Annotated in this window: 15 protein-coding genes; 5 read left to right on the forward strand and 10 right to left on the reverse strand. The window is 62.9% G+C overall.

Annotation, left to right across the window (positions count from 1 at the left end):
• Positions 1 to 165: 165 nt before the first annotated feature.
• Together P0D96_RS00955 and P0D96_RS00960 are read left to right on the forward strand one after the other, a co-directional pair.
• Entirely contained in the window at positions 166 to 2,571 is a 2,406-nt protein-coding gene (locus tag P0D96_RS00955) for a DUF6531 domain-containing protein (protein WP_408310863.1), read from the forward strand.
• Position 2,572: 1 nt separating this feature from the next.
• Positions 2,573 to 2,953 (forward strand): DUF6984 family protein, encoded by a 381-nt coding sequence (locus P0D96_RS00960; protein ID WP_132374205.1) that lies wholly within the window; start codon positions 2,573 to 2,575, stop codon positions 2,951 to 2,953.
• Positions 2,954 to 3,507: 554 nt separating this feature from the next.
• Here P0D96_RS00960 and P0D96_RS00965 read toward each other — a convergent pair.
• From P0D96_RS00965 to P0D96_RS00975, 3 genes are read right to left on the reverse strand one after another with little or no spacing between them, the layout of a single operon-like run.
• The gene (locus P0D96_RS00965) at positions 3,508 to 5,043 is read right to left on the reverse strand and encodes an efflux transporter outer membrane subunit (protein WP_408310866.1); all 1,536 of its coding nucleotides are present in this window, start codon (positions 5,041 to 5,043) and stop codon (positions 3,508 to 3,510) included.
• Between the two features lie 2 nt (positions 5,044 to 5,045).
• Positions 5,046 to 8,183: an efflux RND transporter permease subunit gene (locus P0D96_RS00970; RefSeq protein WP_408310868.1), complete on the reverse strand. Its 3,138-nt coding sequence runs from the start codon at positions 8,181 to 8,183 to the stop codon at positions 5,046 to 5,048.
• Positions 8,180 to 9,331, reverse strand: a complete 1,152-nt coding sequence (locus tag P0D96_RS00975; protein ID WP_408311649.1) for an efflux RND transporter periplasmic adaptor subunit — start codon at positions 9,329 to 9,331, stop codon at positions 8,180 to 8,182. The genes P0D96_RS00970 and P0D96_RS00975 overlap by 4 nt, the downstream gene beginning before the upstream one ends.
• Positions 9,332 to 9,549: 218 nt before the next feature.
• Here P0D96_RS00975 and P0D96_RS00980 point away from each other — a divergent pair, with 218 nt between their 5' ends.
• Positions 9,550 to 10,167, forward strand: a complete 618-nt coding sequence (locus P0D96_RS00980) for a TetR/AcrR family transcriptional regulator (RefSeq protein WP_408310870.1) — start codon at positions 9,550 to 9,552, stop codon at positions 10,165 to 10,167.
• 18 nt (positions 10,168 to 10,185) lie between these two features.
• Here the strand turns inward: P0D96_RS00980 and P0D96_RS00985 are convergent, their stop codons facing one another.
• A complete protein-coding gene (locus tag P0D96_RS00985; RefSeq protein ID WP_132374209.1) occupies positions 10,186 to 10,398 on the reverse strand; it encodes a hypothetical protein in 213 nt (70 codons plus the stop codon).
• 284 nt (positions 10,399 to 10,682) lie between these two features.
• Here P0D96_RS00985 and P0D96_RS00990 point away from each other — a divergent pair, with 284 nt between their 5' ends.
• Together P0D96_RS00990 and P0D96_RS00995 are read left to right on the forward strand one after the other, a co-directional pair.
• The gene (locus P0D96_RS00990) at positions 10,683 to 11,741 is read left to right on the forward strand and encodes a LysR family transcriptional regulator (RefSeq protein ID WP_408287384.1); all 1,059 of its coding nucleotides are present in this window, start codon (positions 10,683 to 10,685) and stop codon (positions 11,739 to 11,741) included.
• Between the two features lie 146 nt (positions 11,742 to 11,887).
• Positions 11,888 to 12,337, forward strand: coding sequence for a GNAT family N-acetyltransferase (locus tag P0D96_RS00995; protein WP_132374211.1), 450 nt, complete (start codon positions 11,888 to 11,890; stop codon positions 12,335 to 12,337).
• A gap of 48 nt (positions 12,338 to 12,385) precedes the next feature.
• Here P0D96_RS00995 and P0D96_RS01000 read toward each other — a convergent pair whose 3' ends face one another.
• From P0D96_RS01000 to P0D96_RS01025, 6 genes are all read right to left on the reverse strand, one after another.
• Complete coding sequence (locus tag P0D96_RS01000) at positions 12,386 to 12,775, reverse strand: cupin domain-containing protein (protein WP_408310872.1); 390 nt, start codon at positions 12,773 to 12,775, stop codon at positions 12,386 to 12,388.
• A gap of 115 nt (positions 12,776 to 12,890) precedes the next feature.
• Positions 12,891 to 13,790, reverse strand: a complete 900-nt coding sequence (locus P0D96_RS01005; protein ID WP_408310875.1) for an AraC family transcriptional regulator — start codon at positions 13,788 to 13,790, stop codon at positions 12,891 to 12,893.
• Positions 13,787 to 14,017: a DUF2795 domain-containing protein gene (locus P0D96_RS01010; protein WP_132374213.1), complete on the reverse strand. Its 231-nt coding sequence runs from the start codon at positions 14,015 to 14,017 to the stop codon at positions 13,787 to 13,789. The genes P0D96_RS01005 and P0D96_RS01010 overlap by 4 nt, the downstream gene beginning before the upstream one ends.
• A gap of 195 nt (positions 14,018 to 14,212) precedes the next feature.
• Complete coding sequence (locus P0D96_RS01015; protein ID WP_132374214.1) at positions 14,213 to 14,467, reverse strand: hypothetical protein; 255 nt, start codon at positions 14,465 to 14,467, stop codon at positions 14,213 to 14,215.
• Positions 14,468 to 14,746: 279 nt separating this feature from the next.
• Positions 14,747 to 16,084 (reverse strand): C45 family autoproteolytic acyltransferase/hydrolase, encoded by a 1,338-nt coding sequence (locus tag P0D96_RS01020; protein WP_408310878.1) that lies wholly within the window; start codon positions 16,082 to 16,084, stop codon positions 14,747 to 14,749.
• Positions 16,085 to 16,248: 164 nt separating this feature from the next.
• Positions 16,249 to 17,982 carry a ClcB-like voltage-gated chloride channel protein gene (locus tag P0D96_RS01025; protein ID WP_408311652.1) on the reverse strand — a complete coding sequence of 578 codons (1,734 nt, stop codon included), beginning with the start codon at positions 17,980 to 17,982 and terminating at the stop codon, positions 16,249 to 16,251.
• Positions 17,983 to 18,005: the final 23 nt, after the last annotated feature.

Raw genomic sequence — 18,005 nt, forward strand, 5'->3', positions numbered from 1 at the left:
ATGACAGGCGTCGGGTTATTTTCCTACATCACATGTGGGCGTGGACGACGGCAAACATGTTCATGTGCAAGCCAGGCGTAATTTTAGGAATATTCGGATTTTCTGTTCATTGCAGTCCCGATAGGATGCTCTGGCTCGAGCCAAGTACCACCAATCAGGATAACTATGAAAAGAAACAGAAGCAAAGAAACTGCAACTGGAATGGCGGCCCGCCTGCTGGCAGCATTCATGTTGCTCCTGGTGGCGTTCGGCGCCAATGCCGAGAGTGGAGACGGAGTTTGCGCCCCACTATATGTCAGGTCCGGAGCGATACAAGGAACCTCGACCTGTTTCGCAAATGCATGGGGAAACACACCCATCAATCTGTCCAACCACTATTGCGTCAACGAGCCGGCGCGAATCACGCGGTGGTGTGGGACGCCGCCGGACGACACGAGTGCAGATAATAGTTGTCCGGTGGCTGACCCGGTTTATGCAGCTTCAGGTGCAACGACGATCAGGGAAGTTGATTTTCATAGCGGCGACGACCGGCCTTTTATTTTCAGCCGCACTTACCGCGCTCGTCCGGTTGCGCGACCAGATTCCGGCTTTGGGTCTCTTTGGGTTCACAACTGGCAGCGCCAGTTAAATCTTGCGAACGTAAATGGTGTTCCGTCGCGGGTCACTGCTTACCGTGAAGATGGGAACCCGGTTGTATTTAATAAAGCTTCCGGCGGATGGCGGTCCGCGGACGGAAAACCGCTAACGTTGACGCAAAGCGCTTCATCGTGGACGCTTGATGACTTGACCAATGGCAACCGAGAAGCCTATTCCGCACAGGGAATACTGCTGTCTGTTACCCAACACGATGGTCGGGTGGCTACGCTGACATACAGCGATGCGAGTACCCCCGTCTCCGTGGCACCGGCAGTGGGCCTGCTTGTCGCGGTTACCGAACACGCAGCCGGAACAAATTCCTACTACGATCTGACCATCCGTCTGACTTACGATGCGAAGTACCGTATTACTCAGTTCGCGGATTCGACCGGGAATGTAACGCAGTACGGTTATGACGGATTTAGCAACCTTGTTTCTGTTACCTGGGCAGATGGGAGCGTCCGCCGTTACGCCTATGAGGACACGCGCTTCACCAGTGCCCTAACTGGCGTGATTGACGAGACAGGCACTCGTGTTGCGACCTGGGCATACGATGCGATGGGCCGTGCCACGTCGGTAACCCATCCGAACGCGCAGCAGAATGTGTCATTTGCCTACGGTGCAAACACATCCACGGTGACCAACAACCAGCGCGCGACGACCGTGAACTTCTCCTCGATCGGGGGAATGTCGCGCGCGACAGGAAGTGACGCTGGCTACAGCATGGGTTGGGACACTGGAGGCAAACTGACCAGTGACATCACACCATTTGGGAAGAATGTCCAATACAAATATGACGAGGCTGATCGTCCCATCCAGGCGACTTCGATCAGTAATTCAGGCGGTATAGCGATTACAACGGTGCGCTACGCTGATTCCGTGAGTCTGCGTCCCTATATGGTCGCAAAACCAGGATGGCTCCGCACATATGTATATGACGCGAACGGCAATGCGACGGGCGTCAGTGAGCGACGGACCACGGATGCAACAGGGGCGGATGGTTTGGCCGCGGCCTTGGCTGACGGCCCGACCCGTACCTACGGAATGGTGTATGACTCGTCGAACCGTTTGACGTTTGCCCAGATGTACGACGACGGGCAGTTGACGGGTGAATGGGGGATAACGCAAGACGCGACCGGCAACCTGCGATCGGTTAGCGACAGGAAGACTGGAAACATACTTATAGTTTCCCAGCGAGATTCAGCGCACCGGGCGATCAAGTTCAACAGCCCAGGCTTCACTGCGAATCCCTATTACGACGCACGTGGACGGCTGATCGGTTTCCAATACTTCGAAGATGCAAGTCCGCTAAACGGAAATGTTCAACGCGCCCTCAAAGTCAACTACACGTACGCTGCGGATGGAACTCTGGTGGCGCGTGCAGGTACTGTGTCGACAAATCTCGGCCCCGACTTTTCCATCAGTGATGATGAGATTGACAAGTGGCTTGAGAATGTCGAGTCTGGAGTCTTGCCCGCAGGGCCATCGCTTAATCTGCTCGGTATGGTTAGGGGGCTGCAGTTCGTGCAGGAGCCGGGACTGGAGCCGGTGTGTCCTGAGTGCGCAATCGCTGCAGGCGCTCGTTTTGCCTGGCTTGTATTCCAGCTTGCCAAAGACCCGATGTGGGCCAGCAAGCAAGGCATTCAGCAGGCGACGGAAGCGAAGCAGTGCAAGCCAACGGGCGTGAATAGTGCCGGAGACCTTACTTTCAAGACGGGTCACTATGCCTCCCGTTTGGAAGCGGAGGGTGTAAATGTCGCAAACGCAGAGGGCCAGGTTGCAGATGCTGTGACCGGTATGATGCCGGACATGCTTCCCAATACAAGCGCGGTTGGCAGAATGACCGTTGACGGCGTCCTGGTTGAGTTCCGGGTGCGTATCCTGCCGAATGGCACAGCGAGTGTGGGAACTATTTTTCCTGTGAAAGGATACTGATGTGATTCGCGCACTTACCGACGACGAAAAATACTTCATCCGTGGCGTAGCATCACGGCTTGACAGTGAAGCGCGCAACAGGCTGATGAATGACCTGGCAATCGCACAGGTAGAGGCCGAACTGGCGGACGGAGAATTGATCCAAATCTGCCTTGAAGGATATCAGCATCCACATGGTGGCGGCCAGAGCCTATACCCGGTTGAGGGAGAAGTGAGCGACGAGGATGGCTCGTTGATATCCCTGCTTTTGTTCGCCGATCCGGCCGACCGTTTGTATGAGCTTGAATATTTGCGGTGGGGCGATGGACCATTGCAACAACCAAATTGGTCGACACTTAGGTTTATACCTGATGTGTCTCCTGCCGATCACAGCGCCGAGTAACGAGGATGCGAGCAACGAGGATCGACTTATCAGGACGTCTTCGCTCGCGCGCCAAAGCTGTTTGACGCACGCATCAAAATTGAGTCGCCTACTGACTACCCCTGAACAGGGCAAAATCGCCGCACGATATGCACCGGCCCGGCACGGGGGCACGAACTGGACTGTCTGGATTTTAGACAAGTCACGTGCTTTGTTGGTCGCCATTGAAGGACAGCGTTGGCTTGAATGGCAAACGAGACACAAGTCGCGGCGCCCAACGCCGCTGCATCCACCGGCACCTCAAGCAACAAACCCCTTCGGCTCGAGCACTTAAGCGTGTAGCCCCGGAGTTATCAACAACCCTGTCAACCCAAACTGGGGATAACGTCGAGGTATCCCAGGTTCTTCGTTCCGTGAAAAAGCTACCGCTCCGGGCCTGCTGGTTCATTCCGTACCGCCTGCACAATTCCCCATGCGTTCAAGGTGTTAGCCTGCTTGTCAGATAGTTTTCAACAGGCTCATCAACAAAAAGTGGGGATAAGTCCGCGGCGATCAGTACGGAATCCCAGGTTTGGCTAGTCGGCGATGCCCGCGTTCGCTGCCCGAATCGCCGAGGCCGAGGCCGAGGCCGAAGTCGAAGCGGACGCGGATGACGCAGCCGGCTCCATCGGCGGATTCCCCATCGCCTGGAACAACGCCGCCGTATCCGTCAAACGCGCGCTCGTATAGCGAATCTCATCGAGTTGCGCGTTGCGAAACTGCTGCTCACTCGAACGCGCTGACGCGATAGGCAACGCGCCCAATCGATAGCGCCCCGAGGTTTCGTCGAAGATGCCTTGCGCCGAACGCGCGGCAACGTTCGCGGCGTCCAGCGCCTGCGAGTCGTGCTCCAGCGCGGCGAGCGTGTCGGCGACATTCTGGAATGCGGCGAGTACCGTCTGTTTGTACTGCGAGACCGTCGCATCGTACGTATCGACCGCTGCGCGCCGTTGCGCGAACAGGGCGCCGCCGTGAAACAGCGGCTGTGACAGCGACGCGCCGATGCTCCAGATCGCGCCCGCGCCGGACAGCGCCACCGGCCAGCTAAAGCCGCCTTGTCCCATCGACGCGCTCAACGACAGGCTCGGGAACATCTGCGCCGTGGCGACGCCGACATCGGCCGCCGCGGCCTTCAAGGCGGCGTCGGCGGCCTGAATGTCGGGACGCGCGCGCAGCAGTTCCGACGGCACCACCACGGGCACCTGTTCAGGCACATGCAACTGGGCGAGTTCGAGATCGTCCGGCGCGGCATCCGGTGTGCGGCCCAGCAGCACCGCGAGCGCGTGACGCGTGCTCAGCCATTGCTGCTTCAGCCCCGGCAAGCTCGCCGACAGACTCGCCGCGCTCTGTTGCGCGCTCAACTGGTCGGCATGCGAAACGGCGCCCAATGCATAGCGCCGCTGCGTGTCGCGAGCCTGATCGTTGGCGATCGTCACGAGCCGTTCGGTCGTTTCGATCTGCGCACGCAGCGCGGCGCTCGTGATCGCGGCGCTCACGATATTGGCGGCCAGCGCCCGGCGCGCGGCGTCGAACTGATACGCCTGCACGTTGACGCGCGCCGCGAGCGCCGCGTCGGCCAGACGCGCGGCGCCGAACAGATCGAACGTATAGTGCGCCTGCAATTGACCGACGAAGATGTTGTACAGAAACGTGTTCGGTCCGATCTCGGGGATCGCCAATGCGCGGTTGCGCGTCGCCTGGCCGCCGAGATCGACGGTCGGCAGCATCGAGCTGCCGATCTGCGCACGCAACTGCTCACGCGCGGCGGCAAGACTCTTGTCCGTCGCGGCGAGCGTCGGACTATTACGCAGGCCTTCGTCGACGAGCGCGTTCAGCGCGTCCGACTGATACAGCTTCCACCATTCGGGCACCGGCTTCGCGCCGACCACGAACTGCTGCGTGACGCCTTGCGCGGGCACGGTTTGCGTCGGCTGTGCTTCGGCGCCGTAGTGTGCCGGTTGCGGCATCGCGGGCGGCTCGCCGCTCGGCCCGAACGAGCAGGCGGCGAGCGCGCATGCCATGCCGGTGAGCGCGGCGCGGCCCGCGTGTCGGAGCAACGAGAGATTAGCCATGCTCAATTCCCCGTATGCGTCGTGCCGGACGCGGACGGCGCTTGCGGCTCGCGTTCGTCGGCACGCACGCGGAACGACGCGGCATACAGCGCGGGCAGATAGAACAGCGTGAGGATGGTGGCGCTCGTAATGCCGCCCATCAGCGCGGTGGCCATCGGCCCGAAAAAGTTCGAGCGCAACAGCGGAATCAGCGCGAGCACGGCGGCCGCCGCGGTCAGCGTGATAGGCCGGAACCGCCGCACGGTCGCCCCGACGATCGCATCGAAGCGCTTATGCCCCGCGGCAATGTCCTGCTCGATCTGATCGACCAGAATCACCGAGTTGCGCATGATGATGCCGAACATCGCGATCACGCCGAGCATCGCGACAAAGCCGAACGGCTGGCCGAACAGCAGCAGCGTGAGCACCACGCCGATCAGCCCGAGCGGCGCGGTCAGCACGACCATCAGCACGCGCGCGAAGCTTTGCAACTGGACCATCAACAGCGTGAGCACGGCGATGATCATGATCGGCATCTGCGCATTGATCGACGTCTGGCCTTTGCCGCTTTCCTCGACCGAGCCGCCGATTTCGATCCGGTAGCCGACCGGCAGAGTAGCGCGAATCTGGCTCAGCGCTTTGTCCACCGCATGCGTGACGTCGATGCCTTGCGCGCCGGGCGCGACGTCGGACTGCACGGTGATGGTCGGCTGACGGTCGCGTTCCCAGATCACGCCGTATTCGAGGTCGTTGCGCAAATGGCCGAGCGTACCGAGCGGCACGGGACCATTCGGCGTTGGCATGGCCAGCGTGACGAGCTGCGCGGGGTCGACGCGTTCGGCCTTCGGCGCGCGCAGATCGACGCTGATCAGTTTGTCGCGTTCGCGGTACTGCGTGACGGTGTAGCCGGAGAGCGTCATCGCAAGGAAGCTCGAAATGTCGTCGGAGCTTACGCCGAGTTCGCGCGCTTTTTTCTGATCGACTTCGAAACGCACCGAGCGCTCGGCGGGTTCGTCCCAATCGAACTGGACGTTGCTGGTGCCGCGGTCCGCACGCATGGTCGCGGCTACGCGATCGGCGATCGACCGCACGGTCGCGATATCGTCGCCGCTCACGCGGAACTGCACTGGATAGCCAACCGGCGGCCCGTTCTCGAGGCGCGACAGACGCGTGCGAATCGCCGGGAAGTGGTTGCGCAATTCAGGTCCGAGCCATTGCGCGAGTTTTTCGCGATCCTTCACCGACTTCGCTGTGATCACGAACTGCGCGAAATTCGGCTGCGGCAATTGTTGATCGAGCGGCAGATAGAAACGCGGTGCGCCGGTGCCCACGAAGTCGACCGTATGATCGATTTCCGGGCGGCCCACCAGTGCTTTTTCGAGCCGCGTGGCCTCACGCAAGGTAGCTTCGAACGACGCGCCTTCGGGCAGCCGCACATCCACCAGCAACTCGGGACGGTCCGAACTCGGGAAGAACTGCTGCGGCACCAGCGTGAAGCCCGCCATGGCCAGCACGAACAGCACGACAGTGATCGCCAGCACGACGAAGCGCCGCTCGATGCACCAGCCGACCCAGCCGCGTAGGCGCCGGTAAAAACGCGTGTCGTAAATGTCGTGCTCGTGATCGTCGGGCAGATGCGCTTCGTGCGCCTCGCGTTTGCGCTCGGGCAGCAGGTGATAGCCGAGCAGCGGAATCAGCACCACCGCGGCGAGCCACGAGGCGATCAGCGCGATCGCCGACACTTCGAAAATCGAGCGCGTGTATTCGCCGGTGCTCGACTTGGCCAACGCGATTGGCAGAAAGCCGGAGACGGTGACGAGCGTGCCGGTCAGCATTGGAAACGCGGTGCTGGTGTACGCATAGGCCGCCGCGCGCGTGCGGTTCCAGCCTTGCTCCAGCTTCACCGACATCATCTCGACCGCGATGATCGCGTCGTCGACGAGCAGTCCCAAGGCGAGCACCAGCGTGCCGAGCGACACCTTGTGCAGGCCGATATCGAACAGATACATGCACAGCGCGGTGACGGCGAGCACCACCGGGATCGAAATCACGACCACCATGCCGGTGCGCACGCCGAGCGAAACCAGGCTCACCACCAGTACGATCGCGACCGCTTCGGCGACGGCTTCAAGAAAGTCGTCGACCGAATGCGCGACCGCGTCCGGCATGCTCGACACTTCGACCAGTTGCAAGCCGGCGGGCAGTGCGCGGCGCAACTGCACCATCTGTTGATCGAGCGCCTTGCCGAGGCGGATCACGTCGCCGCCCGGCTGCATTGTCACGCCGATGCCGAGCACGGCCTTGCCGCCGGCGCGCATTTGCGTGGCGACGGGGTCGTCGTAGCCGCGTTTGATCGTGGCGATGTCGCCGAGACGGAACGAGCGGTTGTTGATGCGGATCAGCGTGTCGGCGAGCGCGTTGACGTCCTTGAACTGGCCGGTGGGGCGCACGAACACGCGGTCGTCCGTGGTGGTCAGCGTGCCGGCCTGCGACACGCTGTTCTGCGAATTGATGGCCTGGCCGAGCTGCTGCGGCGAGATCCCGAGGCGCGTGAGTTGCGTGTTGGCGATCTCGATGTAGATGTGCTGATCCGGGTCGCCGAAATAATCGACCTTGCCGACGCCCGGCACGCGCAGCAGCACCGTGCGCAACTGGTCCGCGTAGTCGTGCAGTTGCGCGGGAGAAAAGCCGTCGCCTTCGAGCGTGTAGATGTTGGTGTAGACGTCGCCGAATTCGTCGTTGAAGAACGGGCCTTGAATACCTTGCGGCAGCGTCGCCGCAATGTCGCCGACTTTCTTGCGCACCTGGTACCACGTCTCGGGCACGTCCTTGACCGGCGCCGAGTCCTTCATGGAGAAGAACATCAGCGATTCGCCGGGGCGCGAGTAGCTGCGCACGAAATCGATGGCGGGCGTCTCCTGCAATTTGCGGCCGATGCGGTCCGTGACCTGTTCCTGCATCTGGCGCGCGGTGGCGCCGGGCCAGAAGGTGCGGATCACCATCACGCGGAACGTGAAGGGCGGGTCTTCGGATTGCGCGAGCCGCGTATAGGCGAGGATGCCGAAGGCGGTCGCGAGCGCGATCAGGAAAACGACCAGCGCCTGGTGGCGCAGCGCCCATGCGGACAGGTTGAAGCGTCCTTCTTCATGCGTGGTGCTCATGAAGCGAAGTCCTCGGGATGCAGCGGTGCGATCGCGCGGACTTTTTCGCCGGCGCTCACCGTATGCACGCCTTGCAGCACGACGCGTTCGCCGTCCTTGAGGCCTTGGCCGATCACGATGGTGCGTTCGTTGTAACGCGTGACGGTCACGCGGCGCAGTTCCAGCGCGTTATCCGCGGCGCGCACGATCCACACGGCGGGTTGCGTGCCGTCGTGGAACAGCGCGGTGGCGGGCACCGTGAACGAGCCGTGCTGAGTAGCCGAGGCGTTAGCTTGCGCGGCGAGTTCGATATCCGCGGTCATGCCGAGGCGCACGTCCGGGCCGGGATTCTCGAGCGTGAGTTTGGCGCGATAGGTGCGGCTTTGCGGGTCGGCGGCGGGCGACAGTTCGCGCACGCGCGCGCTGAACTTGCGTCCCGGCAGCGCGGCGAGCGTGACGTTGGCGGTTTGCCCGACCGAGAGCGCGGCGAGCGCGCTTTCCGGCACGTCGCACACCACGTCGATGTCGCCGCTCCACGCGAGGTTGTAGACGGCCTGGCCCGCGGAGACGTTCTGGCCGGTGTCGGCCTGTTCGGCGGTAATCACGCCGGCGTGATCGGCGGCGAGCGTGGTGTATTGCAACTGGTCTTTCGACAACGCCGCCTGCTGCGCGCCCTGATCGCGCTGCGCGACGGCGGATGCGTACGCATTGGTGGTCTGCTCGAGTTGCGCGGGCGCGATCAGGTTTTCTTTGGCCTGTGCCTGATCGCGATCGAGTTGCTGCTTCGCATACACGAGAGCATGTTGCGCGGCGGCGAGCTGCGCCTGCGCGCTCGCGGCATTCTTCTGCGCGTCCGCCGGATCGAGCCGGGCGACGATCTGTCCGTTCTTCACGACATCGCCGAGACGCACGCGACGCTCGACGATCTTGCCGCCGACGCGAAACGACAGCGGCGTCGAATAGCGCGCCTGCACCTCGCCGGGCAAGGACGCCGCCTGCGTGGCGCTGCCGTCCGCATGCACGGCGACGGCCACCACCGGACGCGGCTCGGGCGCCGCGGCTTCTTTCTTCGAACACGCGGCCAGCGTGACGACGCCGGCCAGAACCAGCACGAATACGGCGCGGCGCAGGCGCGCGCGATGACGATACCGATGGGACTGCGGACGCAGCGCGAACGATGCGGGAAGACCGGGACGCTTCACAATTACCCCAACTGGAGACGGCGAACGAACAGGGCAAGCCGCAGCGGCCCGCCAGCGAAGACGCGCTGGCCGTTCATGCAATTGGCATACGCGACTGATTCAGAATGACGATGTGCATTCTAATACACACCTGTATTTGAATGTTGAGGTGAATTGGAATTCTTTTCAGTGCTAGACTTGCGCCCATGAAACGGCAACGACTGACACGCGAGCAGAGCAAGGACCAGACGCGCGAGCGTCTGCTCGACGCTGCGCAAGCGATTTTTATGAAGAAAGGCTTTGTCGCGGCGAGTGTCGAGGACATCGCCGGGGCGGCGGGCTATACGCGTGGCGCGTTCTATTCGAACTTCCGCAGCAAGAGCGAGTTGTTTCTCGAACTACTGCGGCGCGACCACGAGATCATGCAGGCGGGGCTGCAGGCCATTTTCGCGAGCGCGGCATCGCGTGAGGAAGCGGAGGAGCGCGTGCTGCGCTACTACAGCAACCTGCATCGCGAGAACAAGTGTTTCCTGCTGTGGGTGGAGGCGAAGCTGCTCGCGGTGCGCGACGGCCGCTTCCGGATCCGCTTTAACGCATTCGTGCACGAGAAGCTCGAGCAAATGAGCGCGTATATTCGCGAGTTTTCGGCGCGAGTCGGCACGCCGATGCTGATGCCGCCGGAGACGCTGGCGATCGGCTTGATGGGGTTGTGCGACGGCGTGCAGTTCTTCTACACGGTCGACCCGCAGAACGTCCCGGCGGAGATGGCTGAAACGGTGCTGGCGGGATTTTTCGCGCGCGTGGTGTTCGGGCGCAACGCGTAAGCGCGTTGAAACGCGCGATCAGTTGGTCGGCAACTGGGTGCAGGCGTCGGCAACCGGCGTCGCGCACACGTACGAATACTGACCGCTGTAGCGCAGCACTTCTTTGCCCACGTGCAGGACCACCTTGATGTCCGGGCAGCGTTCATAAGCGATGAAGGCCGAACAGGCCGCGGCGGACCAGCAGACCAGCGAGAACGCGATTTTTTCGAAAAGCTGAAAACGGTGTGTCATAGCGATAGCGATTGATTACCTTCGGGCGCTATGTTACCAGAATACTAGGGTTTATACCTAGTCAAAATTCGCAATAATGCTCGCAACAAAGCCCGACATTAGTCCACGAAGGTGACGGGAACGCCTCGGAAACCTGTCCGGATTGTCATGTTCAGGTCAGGGTTGGGACATGATCGGGTCGATACAATCGGATCGTTGGGCAAACCCGCGCGCGCCTTGCCGCACGGGTCGACACAGGCGCGAGGGGTGCGCCGGCCCGGCTTTACCGAGGCAGGAGTCGTCCAATGAACCAATTGCAGTCGATGCGCGTATTCGTCAAAGTGGCCGACCTCGGCAGTTTCGTTGGCGCGGCCGGCGCGCTGGACCTTTCCACCGCGGTCGTCACACGCCATGTCGCCGATCTGGAAGCGCGCCTCGGCACGCGCCTGCTCAATCGCACCACGCGCCGCCTGTCGCTCACGGAGTCCGGCACGACGTATCTGGAGCGCGTGCGCCACATTCTCGATGACCTCGAAGGCGTGGAGCAGATGGTGGTGGCGCGCAATCACGAGCCGGTCGGCACTTTGCGTATCGTCGCGCCGGTGGTGTTCGGGCTGCACAGCCTCGCGCCCGTGGTGCAGTCTTATGCCGCGCGTTATCCGGATGTCGTGCCCGATGTCACGCTCGCGGATCGCCATGTCGATCTGGTGGAAGAGGGCTTCGACGTCGGCATTCTGGTGGCGCGGCACATGCGCAGCGCGAGCATCGTCACACGGCGGCTGACCACCGGTTACTTGACGGTTTGCGCGACGCCTGCCTACCTGGCGCAGCACGGCACGCCGACCCGGCCCGAGCATCTGCTCTCGCATCCGTGCCTGAGCCGGCCGGCCGAACAGGGCGGCGAGGAGCGTGTGTTCACCGGACCGAACGGCGAAGTCCGCGTGCGCCCCACGAATGCGATCGTCGCGAACAATACCGAGATGCTCAGGCAGTTCGCGCTGCTGGGCATGGGCGTGGCGATCCTGCCGAGCTATCTGATCGGCCGTGACCTGGCGTCCGGGCGACTCGTGCCGCTGCTGCGCGACTACCGTTTGCCGCAGATCGAAATCACGATCGCCTATCCGAGCCGCCTGCATTTGCCGGCGAAGGTGCGCACTTTCATCGATCACCTCGTCGAGTATTTCCAGCAGCCGGGCCGGCAGGCGCGCGATCCGCGTACCGTGGCGCCGGCGCGTTCCGTGACCGAGTCGGCAAAGGTTGTTGCGGACATGGACGACCTGTCGCTGCCGGAATTGGCCGCCGACGCGGCGCGTCCTTCGCACAAGTCCGCGCGCTCGCGGATCGCGGCGTCGTCGCCGTTTTGATTTGGCGCGCGAGGGGCGTTGGCGTGTGAGGTGCGGCGTTAGGGTTTTCGGCTGAGACGTGCGCGACTGGGTTATCTTCTTCGATTCGAGGCTCGTGCAGCCGCACGAGTTCGATAACGATAAGACTACCCAGAGAGCCGAACCGCATGAACCTGAGTTTCGCCGGCACGACGTTCGCCGACGTCGACACGCTCGTGCACATCCGCATCGCGGCGATGCGCGAAAGCCTGGAGCGTGTCGGCCGCTTCGATCCGGTGCGCGCTCGTGAGCGCTTCGTTGCATCGTTCGATCCGGCGTTTTGCCGGTTCATTCTGATCGACGGCGCGCAAGCCGGATTCGTGCTGTTCAGGTCCCTGGCCGATCACCTCGTGCTGGACCATCTCTACATCGTCCCCACGCAGCAAGGCAGGGGAATCGGGCAAGCGGTACTAGCCGAGCTGTTCGCGCAGGCGGATTCGAAATCGCTGCCGATCAAAGTAGGCGCGCTGCGCGACAGCGACTCGAACCGTTTTTATCGCCGCCACGGCTTCGTCAAAACCGGCGAAAGCGAATGGGACATTTATTACGTGCGCGAGCCGCGCGGACGAATCTCGTAGATGAGCCACGTGCCGGCCGACGCCGCGGCGAACTGCGAGATTGATTGCCTAAATCCACACGTCGTTCGCCGCCGTCCGTTCGCTGACTTCCTCGCCGGTATTCTTCACACCGCGCGGCTCGATCAGCATCAGCTTCACCTCGCGTTCGGCGTACGGTTTGTGCTCGGTGCCCTTCGGCACCACGAACATTTCTCCCGCCGAAATCAGCACGAAACCATCGCGCAGGTCGATGCGCAATTGCCCGTCGAGCACGATGAAGGTTTCATCGGTATCGGCGTGCTCGTGCCAGATGAAATCCCCTTCGATTCGCACCAGCTTGAACTGATAGTCGTTCATTTCGGCGACCACGCGTGCTTGCCACTGGTCGTTGAAGAGCCGCAGTTTTTCGGCGAAGTTGATGGCCTGATACGGCCGTTGAGTGATCTGTGCGTCGGACATCGCAGTGCTCCTCCTGAGCGGTTGTGTCAGGCAGGAGCGTACGGCGCAAGCCGGAGCCGGGTCTTGAACGTTTGTGCGCGCTTGTGCGGCGCGGTACGATCCGGCGCGCCTTCGCTCAGCGCGCGCCGGGCGCCGGCGAGCCGAGCATCTTCAGCCACTGCGCCGGCGCGACGCCCCAGGCGTGCTTGAAGTGCCGCGTCATGTGGCTCTGATCGGCAAAGCCGCTTGCCGCCGAGGCGTCGGCGAGCGACACACCCTTGAGCACCAGTTGCCGCACGAGATCGAGACGCCGCATGGTCAGATAGCGATGCGGACTGGTGCCGAACAGCGCGCGAAAATCGCGCGACAGACTCCAGCGGTCGCGGCCCGCGGCGGCGGCGAGTTCGTCGAGCGTGACGGCGCGATCGAGCGACGCAAGCAGGTAGTCGCGCGCCAGGGTCGCCGCGCGGTAATCCACCGGACGCGGTGTATCCGGCGCGCCCGCCACGGTGTCGAGTGCGACGGCCAGATCGTAGAGCGCGCTGTCCTGTTCGAGCGGGTCGATGGCGCTGTCCATCGCGCGCAGCAGGCTCTCGGTGGCGGCGAACAGGCGCGGATCGTTCGACAGGCCGCCTTCCAGGAACGGCAGCGGCTTGCCGCCGAGCGCCTGCTGGAACAGCGCCGGATCGACATAGATCATGCGGTAGTGAAAACCGTCGCCGGTGCCGGCCTGGCCGTCGTGCGGTTCGTCGGGATGCAGCACCATCGTGCCGCCCGGTAAGCTGTTGCGGGTGCTGCCGCGATAGCGAAAGCTCTGCACCCCGGCCAGCGTGCGGCCGATCGCATAGGTATCGTGCCGGTGCATCGCGTAGCCGGCCTGTTGAAAGAAAGCCTCGATCCGTTCGATTCCGCTCGCGCCGGCCGTCTGCGGCGAGCGATAAATCCAGTCGGAACCGCGCTTCTGCCCTGACGAAAGCGAAAGCGGAAGGGACGGCGGGCGCGAACCAGTCGGCGATGAAGCCGGTTCCTCGCTCATGCACCGAGCCCCGGACCGTAATTGCCGCTGATGAGGCGCGTCACCGAAGCCACGTCGGCGTAATCCTGTTCCGGCAAGCCGTCGAGCATCGACAGCACTTCGTTGCTCGCGCCGGCTTCGCGCGCGGCGTCGACCAGCGCGTCCTTGTAGGTCGGAAACTGGACTTCGCTCAGAAGGTCGGTGATCTGCAGGTCAATCGATTCGCCGGGAATAGCCGATGCGGTCATGCAAGCGCTCCTGTTGATACGGTTGGACGTGATGGGGACTGGGGACGTGAGTGTTGCCGCGAATGAGGAGCCACAGCCTGCGCGACCCGTTACTTATCGCTTTAAAAAGTGCACAGCCGCGCTCGCCATCGTCGCCGTTTCAGGGCCACGAAGTCTCACGCATACAACCGGCGCGTACATCTGCACATGCCGGCGTCAGGTCTGCAAATGCTCGTTCTGTCCGGTAAAGCTTCGATCGAGATGCCGCGATTTGGGCAGCGCGATATGTTGCCATTGTTGCGGACGATTATCGTCCGTGGCGGCGACGTCCGGCGCCGCGGGGGCGACGGGTGCTGCGTTGGCGCGTTCGGCAAGACTATTGGCGTTCGTGCCGTCCGGCGCGGTGTGAACCGGCGCGGCAAAACACGAGGCTGACAGCGTCACCATGGTCAACAGTGTCGAGGTTTTCATCGCCCGACCTCCTAAGCTCATGCGGCGCTGACAGTTGAGCAAGCGCTGTGCCGTCCCCGCGTCGAAAGGACGGCGCATGCTACACGCGGTGTTGCCGAGGTGTCGCAGTCGGCGGCTAACGCGCATCTTCCATCTTAGATGCGCAAAATCTGTAGGGCGCGCACATTTGCGGCAAAACGGTATTGTAGATTTCAGATAATGGCAGAAACCCGGCAACAACGCAGCAGCGCCGTCGCGAACGGTCGTACTACGGCATGTTGCAGTGCGGCCGACGCCGTTCTAACGCAGTATGTCGAAGCGCGTCCACGGCCACGACGGCCGGTCGCGCATATAACCGTTCAGCCAGTTCCACTGCGGATGCCGCTTCATGAACGCTTGCGCGTCGAACGGCCGCCCGCACGGATGTCCCCAGCGCGCGCTGAACGCCATCTCGCGCGCCATTTCGCTGTCGACCACTTTGCCGTCGTTGGCGCCCCACGGATTGAACGGTCCGTGATCGGTGCCGCCAAAGCGCGCGTCGTCCAGTTCCAGATGCCCGCAGATGGTGCGCGAGCAGGGGTTGTCGTTACGGTCGAGGTAGACGTCGTGATGATCGGCGATCATCTCCTTGGCCAGTTCCACGTCGATCTTGCCGTGATGCATTTCTTCGAGCTGCATGAAGCGCAGGCGCCGCGCGCCGTTCTTGCGCACGTCCGTATAGTCCTCGCCTTCGCCGAGGCATTCCTGATTGCGGATCTTCAGGTCGGTCGCGGTGTTATAGCCGCTGTAGAAACCGTCCTTGGTGCTCTCGAATCCGGAGAAGTGCAGGCCCAGTTCGTAGCGCGCGATCTCGCCGGTCTTGGCGTCGCCAAGCAGCCAGCTATTCGCATAGCCGCCGTTATTGGCGATGGCGAACATTTCGCACCATTCGCCGATGCTGTTCGCGTACTGCGACGCGCGCCGCGAACGATAGAACTCGGGCGCGCCGGCCGCGTTGTAGCCGACGAAGTTGGAGATGGTGGTTTCCGTCACCATCAGCCCGGCGGCAGTGACCCAGAAATCAGTAAGGCTGGAAATGCAGCCGGGCAAGCCTTGCATGAGGATGCGATTGCCCTGGTCCGGCACGATGTCGAAGACTACGTTGAACGCGTCGCCGGCGGCGTAGCGGTCCCACGAGTTATGCGCCATCACGATGCGGCCGTCGCGGGTCGCGCGGCCGGTGGCGATGAACGCGCTGCAATGATGCCCGCGCCGTCCGCGCCACGGCTTCACGCCGAGGTTCGGCTGCTTCTGCGACGCGTGGGTCGGCCACCAGCTTTGCAGCAGATCCATGTAGCCGTTCCACGCCAGCACTTCGGCGAACGGCAGTTGTGCGCCGTCAGCGATGCCCTGGATTTCGTCGGCGAATTCGGTGTCGAGTTTGTTGGCGAACTGGGAGACGGCGGCGTTGACGAAGGTCTCGAATTCTTCGCCGGTGTCCCACTTCGCGAGATAGCGGGCGGTGTGGATCGCGTTGCGGATTTCGCCGGCGAGCAACTGGCCGTGTTGCTCGCCGCGATCGTACGGCTCGCCTTCAAGGTGCAGGAAAATCCAGCCCGCCTGATCACGGCGCACGGCATCGGGGGACGGTTCGCTCATCTTCGCTCCGATCGAAGGACGGGCGTCTCGGTGCGCCCGTTTTGGCGTAACGCGCGCTGTCGGCGTTCGCCGCAGCGGTCTGTCCATTGTAGAAAATTTGGCGCGCTTTGCACGCGCCCCAAAGGCGGGGCGGGCGCGGCGTGAAGGCGAATTGTGTGTGGCGCCTAACGCGTCGGATTCATGCGGAAATACGCGTCGAGCAGCGAGGTTTTATAGACTACGCCGGCGAGCGTCGGATGCGCGGCGCTTTCGATCACCGGCAGGCGTTCGCCCTGAAACGCGAGGAAGTGCTGCAACGCCACGCCGAGCGGCATGTCCGGCGTGAGCACGTCGAAATGCGGCTGTAGATAATCCGCCGAGGTCTTCGCCGACGTGTCGCTGCCGTCGAGCAGATCGGAGGTGATGTCCTTGAGCGCGACCACACCGAGAAACGCGCCGGACTCGTTGGCCACGTAGAGATATTTCACCGGATATTCGAGAAACACGCGCGTCATGTCCTGCACGGTCGCGTTGGGCGGCACGACGGTTTCGGCGGGACGGATCAGCTCGCGCATCTGCGTGGCGCGCAGGCGCGAGCGCTCCTGTTCCTCGTGATTGCGGCGCAAGGTGATTTCATACATGGAGGTCTTGCCGATCGCGCGCGAGACGAAATAGGCGACCACGCAGGAGAGCATCAGCGGCAGGACGACCTGATAGCTGAGCGTCATCTCGAAGATCATCAGGATCGCCATAAGCGGCGCCTGGGTGGCGCCTGCCAGAAACGCGCCCATGCCGACCATCGCATAGGCGAACGGCGCCGACGTGCCGTGCGGCCACAGCGCGTGCATGCCCTGGCCGAACAGCGAGCCGACCACCGCGCCGACGAACAGCGTCGGCGTGAACACCCCGCCGACCGCGCCGGAGCCCGCCGTGGCCGCCGTGGCGACGAGCTTGAACACCAGCACGAGGACGAGCGCGGTCCACGTCCACGGCGAATGCAGAACCGAGTTGACGACGCTGTAGCCGTTGCCCCACACCTCGGGTGTCCAGACCGACAGAATGCCGACCACGAGACCGCCGAGCGCGAGCCTCACGGGCAGCGGCACCGGCAGCTTGCGAAAGCTTTTCTTCGACACGTCGAGCAGCCGCAGAAACTGCGGAGCCGCCGCGCCGCACAGCACGCCGAGCGCGACGAACAGCAGCACTTCGACGCCGGCCACCGGCGGAAACACCGGCATTTCGTACGGCGGTTTGTAGCCAGCGAATTCACGCATCGTGATGTTGGCGACCACCGCCGAGACCACCACGGGCCCGAAGCTTTCCATTGCGATCGAGCCGAGCACGATCTCGGTGACGAAAAACGCGCCCGCGATCGGCGCGCTGTACGCGGAAGTGATCCCGGCCGCCGCGCCGCACGCCACCAGCAAACGCAGCCGCGACGGATCGAAATGCACCCAGCGTCCGATCAGCGACGCGGCGAGCGCCGCCAGTTGCACCATCGGACCTTCACGGCCGATCGACCCGCCGCTCGAGATGGTGAACAGCGACGACACGCTGCGCCACAAGCTCAGCTTCACCGGCACCACGCCGTCGCCGATCGCGACCGCTTCCATGTAGTCGACGTGATTGCATTTGTCCGCGTGACGCTGCGCGATCAGCAGAAAGAAGCCGGCGATCAGGCCCCCCGCCGCGGGCAGCCAGATCCGCACGGTCCACGGCAAACCGCGCGCCATTTCGACGAAGCTGCCGGACTTGCCGACCACCGCGAATTGCAGGAGCGCAATGCCCTCGCGAAAGGCGATCGTCGCGAAGGCGCCCGCGACGCCGACCACGACCGACCAGATCAGCATCGTGTGGGCTTCGGACAGACGGAACAGATCTTGGGCGCGGGTGCGCAGCTTCAGCAGGAATGAAAGCACGTCGTCGGTACGGGGCGTGAAAG

It is taken from the genome of Paraburkholderia sp. RL17-347-BIC-D (assembly GCF_046027915.1).
Taxonomy (GTDB): Bacteria; Pseudomonadota; Gammaproteobacteria; order Burkholderiales; family Burkholderiaceae; genus Paraburkholderia.